Consider the following 13,273-nt stretch of genomic DNA (forward strand, 5'->3'; position numbering starts at 1 on the left):
TCATCCGATGGATCTTGCCTGAGTCCGGCGGCGGCGCAGGAAGAGGGCGGTGAGTCCGAAGAGCATGAGAACCATGCGGCCGGGTTCGGGGACGATGACGACGATGCCGTAGGTGGCGAAGGCGGAGGTGTCCCAGAAGAGGCCGGAGGTGAGCTCGGGAAGGACCAGGTCATTGGCGGTGTCGAAGGCGGAGCTGCCGGATGGGGTGCCGATGCTGCCTGCGGTGCCGGAGCCGACGGAGGACCAGTCCATCAGCTTGAAGATGTCTCCAAAGGCCATGGTGGGAGTTCCTGCGGTCTGAATCAGGACGGTGGGAGTGCCACCGACGCTGGCCCCGAGGCTCACGGTCTGGCCTGCGAGGCTGAGCGAGCTGTAGGTGCCGCTGACGGTGTTCCACTGGGTGTAGATGGAATCGGGTGTGCCAGCTAAAGCCGTGGCGTGCGTGCCGAGGTAAGTGGCGGCCGTCACGTCCGAGCTCCAGCCGGAGTCCAGGGTCACAGCATTGTGATTGCTGGAGGTGACTTCAAACTGGATCTGCGAACCGGAATTGACCGTGAGCGCCCCGGTGAGGGTGAGGGTGAGGGTGAGGGTGCCGGGAGTGCTGCCGGCTGCATCCCCCGGACGGAGAACGCCAACAGTCGAGAGGCTGCCCAAGGTCACCGAACCGACGGACCCGGTGCCGGAGAGCGTGGGAGCGGCGAGCTGGTTCGCCGAAAGAGTGGAAGTGGTCAATGGTGTGCCTGAGACCCCGGAGACGGTGGTCGTGGTGCCCGTGCCTGAGACCGTGACAGCGGAGGAAGAGGCCGAACCGATGCCACCTGAGCCGACCTGCAGATTGCCTCCGGTGACCTGCGTGTCACCCGAGTAAGTATTGGTCGCGGTGAGGATGAGATTGCCGGAGTCTTGTTTGGTCACACCGCCCCCGACTGTCTGCAATGCGGCTGCGATGGTGGTGTCTCCGGTGCCTGCCACGGTGAGGTTCATGCCTTCTCCGGTGATGGTGGAGCCGTTGACGGCGAGGGCGTTGGTGCTGTCGTTGGTCCAGGTTTGTGAGGCGCCGAGAATGACGCTCATGCCGAGGGTGCTGGTTCCTGAGCTGCTGCTGTGGGTGATGCCGCCTGCGCCAATGGTGAGGGTGTTGGCGCTGTTGCCGTTGTTGCCGATGGTCACAGCGCCGGTGGCGGAGCTGGTGAAGGTGAGGCTGGCGATGGAGGTGGCGGAGGTGAGGTTGCTCGTGGTGAGATTGGAGGCCACGGGAGTGGTGGTGTTGAAGAACACATTGGTGGTCGCATCCGGTGTGGCCTGGGTGTCCACGTCGCTGGTGGCATCGGTGCGCCAGTTGGTGACGCCACCGGCGTTGTTGGTGCTCCAGCTGCCATCGAGAGCGCCGGACCAGTAGGCCGTGGTGGGAGCCACAATGGAGACGTTCAGCGCGGTCTGCGTGGTGGTGTTCTGTGCGCCTTCGAGTGTCAGGTTGTAGGTCTTGCTGCCCCAGGCGCCGGAGAGTGTGAGGGTTGAACTGGCGAGGGTGAAGTTGTTGGTGCCCGTGCCGGTGAAGCCGCTGCCTGCGGTGATGAGCTGAATGACGCCCGTGGTGATGCCCGTGGCTCCAGTGACAGCGTTGAGATCGATGGTAGCACCGGAGGTGATGGCGGCGCTCTTGGTGACGGTGATCTTGTCAGCGCCGCCATAGACGCCCGAGACGGCGGCCACACTGCCGATGTCAAAGTAGAGGTTGGAGGTGGCGGCCGCCGTCAGGCCGGTCAGCGCGAAGGTGGAACCTTCGAGGATGTTGAAAGTGCCGAGTGCACTGTCACGCATGTCGAGTGTGGATCCTGCGCTCAGGACCAGGCTGGCACCTTCGGTATTGATGGTGGTGCTGCCGATATTGATGACCGTGGTAGGAGCGCCGCTGGCCACGGTGGCCATGAGTGAGACACCGGAGCCGACGGTGATCCTGGTATTGCCGAGTGTCGCGAAGGTGCTGCTGCTGCTTGTATTCTGAATCTGCAAGCCGCCTGCGGTACCACCGATGGTGGTGGCCCCGGCGTAGGTATTGGCGCCGGTGAGGGTCTGCAGACCGGTGCCGGTCTTGGTCAGCAGCAGATTGCCGGTGACATTCGTGCCGCCCTTGGTGTCGGTGAGGATGCCTGCGTAGGTCGTGCTGGTGTTGTCTGCGCCGATGGTCAGCGTGGCCGAGGTGCCGACGACGGAGTTGGTGATCATGCCGCCGGTGGTGGCGGTGTCTCCGGCGAGCGAGCCGAGGGTTTCAGCCTTGCCATTGAGATCGAACGCAGCGCCTGCGGCCACGATGAGGGCCGAGGCATCTGGAATGACACCACCCGTGCCTCCCAGCTGCAGCATACCGCCGGAGACGGTGGTGGAGCCGCCGTAGTTGTTGGAGCCGCTGGTGCTGCTGAGGATCAAGAAACCCGCGCCTGCCTTGGTCAGGTTTGTGCCGCCGGTGATCTGACCGCTGATGGTGGCGGTGACCTGCGGGCTGGTGACGGTGATGGTGTGAGCACCGGCAGCGAGGGTCATGGTGTTGACGAGCGTCAGATTGTTCGTGGTGGTCGTGCCGCCGAAGGTAAAGTCTCCGACGACGCTGGTGGCATTGCCAATGCTGCGCGCGGCAGTCCCGGCCAGGATGGTGGTACCGGAGCCGATGGTGATGACGCCTGAGCCGTAAGGTGTGGTGGCTGCGGTGTTGTCGAAGATGACCGTGCCCTGCTCAATGTTCAGGCCGCCGGTCAAGACATTGGCGGTGGCGCCGCTGAGGACGAGCGAGCCCGTGCCGCGCTTTTTGATCGTGCCACCGCCCGTGGTGGTGAGCGGTGCGGAGATGATGAGGCCTTCGGGAGAGAGGCCATTCACGGTGATGACGGGAGCCGCATTCGTCAGCGTCAAACCCGTGCCGCTGATGGTCGGTGTGCTGGCGAGATTGTCATTGGTCACGGTGATGGCGTTGGCGGCGCTGAGATTGAGCAGCGTGGCCGTGGCGACCGTCGGTGTGACCGTGCCGCCGTTGCCATTGAAGGTCAGGCTGGCGAGCGTGTTGGTGCCGAACATCGTCAGCGTGCCGCCGCCATTGATCAGCACGCTGGCGCTCTGGGCGATCTGATTGGCGATCGTTTCCGTGACCGTTGCGCCGTTGTTGATGACCAGGCTGTAACCCGTGAGGGTGGAGCTGCCGTTCGTGCCCGCACCGGCGGAAATCGAAACGTTGCTGGTGCCATTCGCGCTGGCGTTGCTGAGGGTCAGCGTGCCGGCATTGACCACCGTGCCGCCGGTGTAGGTGTTGTTGCTGGCGCTGGTGATGGTGAGACCCGCCGTGCCGGATTTGACAAGGGTGACCATGTTTCCGCTGACGCCTGCGCTGTAGGTTCCGTTGTCGGCGATGACAAGATTGGAGGCAAGCGTCATGAGACCGGTGTTGTTGGCATAGATGTCCAGCTCCGCTGCGGTGCCGTTGCCGGAGCCTGCGGTGAGAGTTCCGTTTTGCAGGGTTGTTGTTCCGGTGGTGCCGACGCTGGTGCGCATGATGCCACCAGAAGTGATGGTCAGTTTGCCGGCTCCCAGATCGAGAATCTGCGCTCCGGCGGCGGCCCCGGTCAGTTGCAGGGAGTTCACCGTATTGCCACCTGCGGCGAGGTTGATCGCAGCGGTGATTCCGCTGAACTGGTAGTTGCCGCTGGCGGTGGTGGCAGTTTGCGCGCCGGTGGTGCTGATGACCGTGTAGGCCGCAGCGTTCAGGGCGGAGATGCCTGCGGCGGTGAGCGTGGCATTGCCGGTGGCGGTGGTCGCGGAGGCGTTCTGCGAGATCGTGAACACCGTCGCGCTGCTGATGCCCGTGATGTAGGAGCCGACGGGGATCGCCGTGCCGGTGATCTGCTGGCCGATGATCATGTTGGTGGTGTTCCCCGAGGTGAGGGTCACGGTGTTGCTGTTGAAGGTCGTTGCGACGTTTCCGGTCAGCGTCTGCGCGGTGACGTTGGTGGCCCAGTTGTCATTGGTCGCGGCTGTCGCGCCGACCGTGGCCCAGCCACCGAGCAGGCCGCTGGCGAGCGTGCTGCCATTGAGGCTGTTCACAAAGATCTGCGCGCTGCCGGGCAGGGTCTGGCCAAGAGTCGTGCCACTGAACACGGCAACGGCGCCGGTGCCGATGGTGCGCGTGAGGTTGTCGATAGTCAGCGCCGCAGTGTTGTTGGTGGCGGCCAGAGGAGCGGTGACGGTGATCGTGTTGAGGCCCTGATTGAGCGCCACGCCTGTGCCGGTGCCGATGGTTTCAGCGGTGGATGATTGATTGGCTCCGGTGAGGTTGATGGTGCCGGAGTTCAGGGTGATCGCCGCCGTGTTCGAGATGCGATTATTGCTGGCAGAGAGGCCGCTGTTCACGAGAGAGAGCGTGGCGCCGCTGACGGTGAAGGCAGTGCTGGCGAGTGTGCCGCTGTCCTGCAGCACAAGGGAGCCGCCCTGTACATTGGTCGTGCCGGTGTAGGTGTTTGCGCTGGTGAGCGTGAGGGAACCAGTGCCCGCCTTGTAGAGATTGATGGCGTTGTTGTCCGCGCCGCCGCCGATCACACCGCCAAAGGTGGTGGCAGTGCCAGAGGAGGTGAAGAGGTTGGCCGTGGTCGCGCTGATGATTGAGCCACCGCTGCCGCCAGCAGTGTTGTTGTTGCTCAGATTGGCCACGGCCTGATCATTGCCATTGAGATCCAGCGTGCCGGCATTGACGAAGAGATTCTGCAGCGTGGCCACGGTGGCCGTGGGCGCGACGAGAAGGGTGTTGGCGAAGCCGCTGTTGAGCTTGAGCACACCACCGTTGATCGTCGTGGGTCCGGCGTAGTAGGCGGCGTTGTTCAGATTCAGCGTGCCGCCATCCGCCTTGACCAGACCGCCGGTGGTGCCGAGCAGGAAGGCATTCATGTTGAGCACCGAGGTGCCGGTGACGTGAATTTGGAACTGCACGTTTCCAGAGGTGTTGATGGAACCAGCGTTGATCGTGCTGGTGCCGTCGTAGGTATCGAGGATGCCGCCAGTGTTGAGGGTCAGCAAACTGAGCAGGCCGGTGTTGGTGTAGTTTTGAATAACCGAGCCCTGGGCCACCTGGCCACCGCCGGTGGAGGTGATGCCAAAGGCGGTGTTCAAGGTGAGGCTGTTGAGCGAGGTCGCAGAGTTGTAGGTCTGTGTGGCGCTGAAGTTGCCGAAGTTGGTGGTCAGGCTGCTGGTGAGCGTGGAGGCCAGTTCACTGGTGGCCATGGCGCGCAGGTAGGTGCCTGTGCCCGTGTCTTTCACGAGGAAGCCGGTGCCCGTGCCGGTGGCGGAAGCGTCAGCGATGATGTCCGCGCGGATGGTCATGGTGGTGGTTCCATTGGCGCCGCCGCCTTGAGTCACACCCGTGATGGCCGCGCCGGCCGTGGCACTGAAGGCGCTGGCCGTGGTCATGTTTGCCAGGCCAGTTCCTGTGGTGGTGGACAGGCCGCGGATGAGCAGGCTGCCGCCGCTGGTCAGGGCTTCTGCTGTCAGCGCGGTGGCGGCGAAGCTGGTGTTTCCGCCTGTGCCGCCGTTGAGTGTCAGAATGCCGCCGCCATTGGAGACGGTCAGAGTGGCGATGGTTTCAGCCGTGTTGGTGCTGGCCACGTTGGTGCCGTTCAGAATCACCGTGCCGCCCTGAATGGTCAGCGCCTTGCCACCGAGACGATTGGCCAGATTGCTCAAGGTGTTGTCAAGGGTCAGCGTACCGGTGGAGGCCACGGTGTTTGCAAAGGAGATCATGCCGAAGGCGCCATTGAGCGTCACTCCGCCCTGATAAACGGTCATGCTGCCGGTGGCGGTGTTCAGATTGGTCAGAGTCAGCGTGCCGTTGCCGATCTTGGTGAGTCCGAGTGAAGTGCCCTGCGCCAGGATGCCATCAAACTGATAGCTGCCACTCGCTCCATTGCCCACGGTGAGGGTCGCCGTGCCCGAGGCGGTGACAAGGCCAGAGCCCGTGAGAGAGCCGATGGTGGTGGCCACACTGGCGATGTCAAAGACGCCGCCTGAACCCACAGACACAGCGCCGGTGAGAGGAAGCGCATTGGCCACACCCATCTGGAGCAGACCGCCGCTGACTGTTGTCGTGCCGGTGTAATTGTTGCCACCGCTGCTGAGTTTCAAAATGCCGTTGCCCGCCTTGCTTAGTCCGGCAGAACCGGAAATCGCGCCGCCAAGCGTGGAGGTGGTCTGCGGGCTGTTGACAGTGATGGTGCGCGTGGTGCTGCCCAGATTGACAGCACCATTGAGGATCACGCCATTGGCGGCCACCATACCGCCGAAGGTGAAGTCACCATTGACCGTCACGTTGTTGGAAACGGTCTGAATGGCGGCTCCGGACTGCAGGGTGGTCCCACCGGCGATCGTCAGCGTGCCGATGCCCAGCGGACCGGTGCTGCTCTGAATGAGCGGAACACCCGCCGCCGTCAGCGAACTGCTGGCGCCAAGGATGAGCGTGCCCTCATTAAGCTGCACGCCGCCATTGAAGGTGCTGGCACCGCCGAGCACGAGCGAACCTGAGCCCGCCTTGATGATGCCTGCCGCCGTGCTGGTGCCGCCGATGAGGTTCTGAATGACGTTGTTCAAAATCAGATTGATCGGCGAGAGACCGGAGGTGGTGATGGTGCGGTTCAGGGCCGCGAGCTCCCAGATGGTGGCGTTTGAGAGAGTGGGCGTGCCGCCGTAGTTGTCGTTCACGGCTGTGATGGCATTCGTTGTGCCGCTGAGAACAAAAGTACCGCCCGTGATGTTCGTAGCGATCTGCGTGCCGCCGGTGCCGTTGAAGGTCAGGGAGGCGAAGGTGTTGGTGCCGACGAGGGTCAGCAGGCCGCCGTTGCCATTGAAGGTGATATTGCTGCTGGAGGCGATCTGACCGTTGAGAGTTTCCGTGACGTTGCCGTTGTTGAGGATCAAATCTCCTGGCACCTGGACGCTGCCCAGAGTGCCGCTCAAGGTCAGCGAGCCCGCGCCTTGATTCACGATGGTCGGGCCGGAGTAGGAATTGGAATAACCGCCCACAGCAGGCGCACCGATGGTGGTGGCCACGTTGGTCCCCGCAGTGACGCCCACGCCCGTGGTGATGGTGAAGGTGGTGGCGCTGGTGATGGCGGTGATGAATGAACCGGCTGGAATGCTGGGATTGCCAGTGACCGGCATGCCGACATAGAGACCACTGGTGCTGGCCACCGTGACGATGGCAGAGCCTGCCGTGGTGCTGGCCTGCACTCCGGTGATGCTGCCGCTGGAGGGATTGAGCGCGGCACCAATGGTGAACGGCGCGGAGGTGACGGTCATGAGCGCAGGAACGGAGAGCACAAAGTGCGTGCTGTCGGTGATGCTGCTGACTGTGGCCCCGATGGGGATGCCCGCGCCACTGATGCTTTGCCCTGGAACGAGACCGGCAGTGCTGGCCACGGTGACCGTGGCGCTGGAAGCGAGCGTGGCTCCCGCTACCGTGAGGCCCACGGGCTGCAGACCGAAGTACTCATTCGCAGCACCGGTGGCTGTGGCATTCTGGGAGAGGGTGACCATGGTGACGCCCGCGCCCTGAACGATGCCGGTGACCGTGGCTCCCTGAGGGATGCCATTCCCCTGCACCGGCTGACCGATGAACAAGGTTGGCGTGCCTAGAACAGTGATGGTGTTGCTGCCATTAACCGTGCTCGCGGTGAGTGACTGCGCCACCGGAGCCGAGCCCGTGGTGGTGATGGTGGTGGCCACACTGCTGCCGGAACCGGTGGCGGGGGCAGAGATCGTGAACGTCGTCGGACTGGTGATGGAAGTGATCGTTGCGCCGACGGGAATGTTTGCATTGCCGGAGATGACCTCGCCGATGTACAAACCACTGGTGGAGCTGGAAAGCGTCACGACACTGCTACCGGCGGTGGTGCTGGCAAGTGTGCTGGTGGGGGTTGCCGCAGCGATGGCACCAAACAGCACCGTGGCCGCGCTGGTGGGCAATGTCGTGAAGGAACCATTCAGCGTCACGGTGTTTCCGGAGACGCTGGCCACCGTGGTGGCGGTGAGCGCACCACCACCGGCAGCGGCGGCTGCGAGGCTCACGTTCATGCCGGGATAGATGACGCTGCCGGCAGGTACCGTGATGGTGTTGCTGGTGAAACTACTGTTTGAAATCGTCAGCACCTGCGAGGTGGGCAGAGAGAACTGCGTGCCAGCGGCGGTGGTGGTACCTGTGACGACATTGGCACTGAGGGTATAGCGCGTGGCATCCGTGATGCCGATGATCACCGCGCTTGCGGTCTGCCCCACACCGGCACTGACCACCTGCCCGATTGCCAGACCGGCGGTGCCTGTCACCGTCACGATGTTCGAACCGGTGGTGGTTGCGGTCGTCCACACCGTGGGCAGAACATTGAGCGTCGTGGTGCTGGCACCGGACTTCACGAGCGTGAGCAGGTTGCTGTTGCTGTAGTTGGTGATGGCGCTGTTGATGGTGGCCGTGTTGTTGGCGTAATTGTAAAGCGTGGAGGTCGTGTTGGTGGGGGCTCCGGCGGTGAGACGCCCACCGGCGATGACGCTGGCAGCGCCGTTGGTGAGAAGACCGCCGGAAGCGATGTCGAGCGCATCCCCCAGAGTGCTCTGCGTCACGGTGGAGACGGCGGAGATGCGCAGAGAATTGATCGTACGGCTGGTGACGTTGGCGGCGCTCGCAGCGATGCTGATGTTGTCGGTGGCCACACCAGCGGTGAGCGCACTGGCGGAGTAAGCGCCAAACGGATTGGTGCCATTGAGCGAGAGGCCCAGAGCTCCCACGCCCATGGCTCCGGTCACAGGATCAACGGTGGAACGATAGGTGGCGAAGTCTGCGCCGCCCACGACCGCCCAGCCGCCGATGATGCCATTCACCAGAGTCGGTGCAGAAGTGAGGATGATCTGGGAATTGGACGACGCCGAGGCGGGCGAGAGACCATTCATGCCGAGGACGGAAGCCCCGAGCGTACCACCGCCCACGGTGAAGTTGACAGTCGCGGTGCCGCTTTGATTGAGGCTGGCGAGCGTCCAAACCGCAGACCCAGTGCCGGTGGCGCTGGCACCAAAAAGATTCGCGGTGATGATGCTGCCACCGGAGACCAGATTGAGAGCGCCGGCAATGCTCATGGCATCCGTGCCCTGCTTCGATGCAAACGTCAGCGTGCCACCGTTCAGATTGATGACGGAGGAACCTGTGCGCGAAGACAGCGCAGAGAAGCCGGCGTTGTCCAAGGTCAGCGTGGAGTTATAAACGTTGAAGGCACCGCCATTGGTGACCGTGCCGCTGTCCTTCAGGGTCAGCGTGCCGCCGCGGATGTTGGTGGTCATGTTGGCGTTGCGACCGTCCGCATTGGTCAGCACCAGATTGTTCGCGCCCGATTTGTCGAGGGTGATGTTTCCGGCAATCGTGCCGAGGAAGGTCGTCGTCGCCGTGCTGGGAATGGTGTAAAGCGTGGCTGTCGTGCCCGAGTTGGTCACTGTGCCAGCACCTCCGGGAAGGGTGTTGCCGTTGGTCTGTGTCAGGGAAGCAATGGCCTGGTTGAAGCCATTGAGATCCACGGTGCCGCCGTTAAGGTTGAGTGCGGCTGTCGTGGCGATGGTGGAGGTCGGGATGACGAGGAGGGTGTTGGCACCGCTGGTGAGATCGAGCTCACCGGCATTCACAAACGTTGCGCCAGTGATAAGGCTGGATTTTTGCAGATTGAGGATGCCGCTGTCTGCCTTCACCAGCGCTCCGCTGCCAACGAGGTAGGAGTTCACATTGAGTGTGTCCAGCGTGTGGAAGATGAGACCAGCCGAGCCCTGAGTGAGCGCACCGCCGGTGAAGCCGACGTTGCCCGTTTTGGAAACGATGGCCCCGCTGGTCAGTGTCAGCGTATTGAGCGTGCCTGAGGCATTGAAGAGCATGGTGCCGGTGGCAAGACTGGTGGCGTAGTTCACGGCGATGCCACCACCCGTCGAGGTCACGCCACCACCGCTGTTCAGGGTCAGCGAGTTGATGGTGGTCGATGTGTAGAGATTGAGATTTTGCGAAGTGGCAAAGACATTCGATCCGGCGGCGGCATTGGAGACCGTGCCGCCCAGGGCGGTGATGGCTCCTGGAGCGGCCGTGCCGAGGTAGCTGCCGGTGGGCGCGAAGTAACCGAGCGCGGTGTCCGCTGTGGTGAGGAGACGGAAGCCGTTGGTGTCCGAAGTGACGAGGCCGGTGCCGGTGCTGTCCGAGCCAATGATGTCGGGACGAATGTTGCCCACCAAAGTAGGCGTGGTGGCGAAGACATTGACGCGGCCCGTGCCGGCTGCAGCACCGCCGAGGATGCCCGTGGTGGAAATAACGAGCGTGCCGGTATTGGTGGCGCTCTGGGCGGTGACGGTCGTGATGTTCACCGTCGTGCCATAGGCGCCCGTGCTTGGCGTGAGATTGAAGAGGCTCTGACCTGCCACGAGGGTCATGGTGCCGAGAGTTTCGGTGAGCGACGCGTTGTTGTTGCCCAAGTAGTTGAGCGTGCCGCCCTGGAAATTCAGGATGCGGGTGGTGCCGGAGATCGCCACTGCGCCACCGAGGCGGTTGCTGATTGCGTTGGCGACCGCGCCGCTGTTGTCCAGCGTGAGCACGCCGCCCTGCGAGAGAGTTTCAACGGCGAAGCCGAGCTTGCCGGTGGTGCCGTTGACCGTGACTGTGCCGGCATTCACCAGCAAAGTGCCGCTGATGCCTGCGCTGCTGTCGCCGGTGAGCACCCAGTTGCCGGAGCCGATCTTGGTCACATTGAGCACACCACCTGTGGAGCCGGTGGTGAAGTAGTCGCTGTTGAACGTTCCCGCGAACGTGCCGCCGGTGCTGTCACCAGTGACCAGCGTGCCTGCGGTGGCCACGCTGAAGTTCTTGATGATGGATCCGGCGACGCCGGTGATGGTGCCGACCTGCAGGTTAGTCTGGCCGCGCATGTCGAGGACGTTGCCGCTGTAGCCGAGATTGATCGTGGTGCTGCCATAGTTGGAGTTTGCGCCAAGGACGATCACACCGCTGGAGCCGTCGGTGAAGCCGAAGGTGTTCGTGACATAACTGACACCGCCAAACTGGAGTGCTCCGGTGCCGGCTTTGAGGATCGTGCCGCTGGAGAGGATGTTGCTGTTGATCGTGAGGCCGAGCTGGTTGTTGCCGTTCACGGCGGCATTGGTGACGGGATCCACGGTGACGGTGGTGCTGCTGGCGAGGCTGAGCAGACCGAGCAGGGCAGGAACCGCGCGCACATCATCGAGGCTGGTGGAAGTGATGCCGCCCGTGAGAGTCAGAGTGCCTGCGCCGGTGAGAACGATCGGGCCATTCCCTGCGGTGCCACCGCCCTGGCTGTTGAAGACCAGATTGCCGATGGTTTCATTGAAGCCGTTGAGCGTCCACTGCGCGCCTCCGCGCACGGTCACGGTGGCGGTGTCGGCGATCTGCTGCGAGGACAGATTGACGACTGCGGCGTTGGCAATGGGCATGGAGTCCGTGGCGTTGTTGTTGCCACCACTGATGATCAGATTGCCGGTGATGGCATTTCCCGCGCCAGTGAGGTTGTTCAAGTTCACCACCATGGCGTTCACATAAGCGGTGCCCAGATAGGTGTTGGCTCCGGCGAGTGTCAGCGTGGGTGTGCTGGTGCTCTGGCTCATGCCATCCATGACGAGGTTCAAACCGCCGCTCACGCCGTTGTCGATGATGGCGGAGTTCACCGTGAGAACGTTGGCTCCCACATGCAGGAAGAGTTCTGACTGATCGGAGCCTGCGGTGAGCTGGCCGCGAACGCTCGTGCTGCCGATCGACGTCGCAGCGTTGTTGGTGCCGACGAGCAGGCCGCCGCTGGTGAGCGTCAGCGTGTCGGTGCCAGCGGCGAAGGAAAGAGCGCGCGTGGTGCTGAGTCCGTTCCAGGTCAGTGTGTTCACGATGGCGCCGCCGAGCGGCACGGTGATGGCCGTATCTCCAAAGCGCAGATTGCTGGTGCTGGTGGAGGTGGCGAAGCTGGTGGTCTGCATGGCAGCGGTGAGCCCGCGCACGCCGGCGACGGGATCGTAGGTGGCAAACTCAGCATTGGCCGTGGTGCTGGCCACGGTGGAATCCAGCCCGATGACGGTGGCCCAGCCGCCGATGATGCCATTGGTCAAAGTGGGTGCGTTGGTGATAAGAATGGAAGGATTGTCCCCCATGGTGCCGGTGCCGGCATAGAAGTTCAGCGTGGCTCCGAGGCTGCGTGAGAAGCTGCCGGTGATGTTCAAGGTGGCCGTGCCGATGCCCGTCCCTGCCCCGGCGCTGGCACCCACATCCAGCCGCAGTTCATTTGCCCCGCCGTTCAAAGTGAGATTTCCAAAGGAAGCAGAGCCCGCTGTACCGCTGCGGCTGATGAACTGGAAGGCGCCGCCATCGAGGGTGAGAGGCACGTCTGAGGCGAGGCGGTTGCTCATGGCCTGGATGCCGGTGTCGTTCCACTGCAGGACCGCATTGCGGATGGAGACGCCGCTGGTGCCCGAGAGCCTGCCTTGATCAATCAAGGATACCACATTGCCTTGGATCGTGGTGCTGCCTGCGTAGCTGTTGTTGTCACGCATGGAGAGCGTGAAGGCACCGGTCTTGACGAAGTTGATGATGTGCGTGGCGTCTCCGGTGATCTGCCCCGCCCAATCAGATGCGACGCTGCTGGCGACAGTGAGGGTGGAGGCCGTGGTGGAGGAGTTCGTCACGATCCCGCCTGCGCCGGGCAGCACGCCCACGCTGGTGAAGTTGCCGGTGGTCTGGGTGTTGCCGTTCAGGTCCAGCGTGCCGCCAGCGTTCACGGTGAGTGCGCTGGCATTCAGCGTGGAAATGAGCGAGGAAATCGTCGGGCCGGTGGTGGCAAGGTAGAAGAGGCTGTTCGTAGTCGCGGACGGAGCGGCGAGTTTCAGCGTGCCCAGATTGATGCGAGTCTGACCGGTGTAGTTGTTCTGCGCCGCGCCCAGGATCAGGGTTCCATTGCCGCTCTTGGTCAGGCCGCTGGGCGAAGGAACGATGATACCGCCCACAGCGGCATTGATGGTCAGCACGGTGGTGCTGCCTGCGGTGTAGATGAGCATTTCACGGACGGCAGCGCCGGCCCCATTGATGGAACCGCCTCCCACAGTTCCAATCGTGGCACTCACCGTGGCAAGGATGCCCCCGCTATCGAGTCCGATATTGCGGCCTGCATTGATCGTCAGTGTCGGATTCACCGCAGTGCTGAAGGTCAGTGAATTGATCACC

Annotated in this window: 1 protein-coding gene (running past one end of the window); it reads right to left on the reverse strand. The window is 63.1% G+C overall.

Going from position 1 to position 13,273, the window contains the following annotated elements; translation table 11 throughout:
- On the reverse strand, positions 1-13,273 hold the 3' end of the coding sequence (locus tag WAW39_RS20000) for an autotransporter-associated beta strand repeat-containing protein (RefSeq protein WP_422320930.1). Its footprint extends 14,030 nt past the window's final position; only the last 13,273 of its 27,303 coding nucleotides appear in the window; its start codon lies off the right edge, out of view; it ends in the stop codon at positions 1-3.

The organism is Prosthecobacter sp. (genome assembly GCF_049294395.1).
Lineage (GTDB): Bacteria > Verrucomicrobiota > Verrucomicrobiia > Verrucomicrobiales > Verrucomicrobiaceae > Prosthecobacter.